This window comes from Elizabethkingia argenteiflava (genome assembly GCF_009904105.1).
Classification (GTDB): Bacteria; Bacteroidota; Bacteroidia; order Flavobacteriales; family Weeksellaceae; genus Elizabethkingia; species Elizabethkingia argenteiflava.
In genome coordinates this window covers 1-308 of the sequence record NZ_JAAABJ010000281.1, presented here as the reverse complement: position 1 = coordinate 308, position 308 = coordinate 1, and the positions used below count along the sequence as shown (strand labels likewise).

Below are 308 nucleotides of genomic sequence, written 5' to 3'. Positions count from 1 at the left end.
TCTGTAACGGATAAGGCTGCCGAATGCATCAATTACTTTGTTTATCATCCAAGCAAAGACTTCACGCGTAAAAGAAAACTGGATGCTAAGACATTCATTAAGACCACTCTTGCCATGCAAGGAAACTGCTTGAACAAGGAGCTAGCTGACGCATTTCCTAAGCCCTCTAAGCGAATGACCGCATCGGCTTACGAACAGCAGAAATCAAAGGTTAACCCTAGATTATTTAAGGCAATTCTGTATGAATTCAATTCAACTTTGAAACAGCCTGCTTTGTATCATGGCTATCGGCTGCTGGCAATTGATGG

Annotated in this window: 1 pseudogene; it reads left to right on the top strand. The window is 42.2% G+C overall.

The window, feature by feature from the left end:
* Positions 1-308: pseudogene (locus tag GNY06_RS13630) on the top strand (hypothetical protein); the annotation flags it as partial.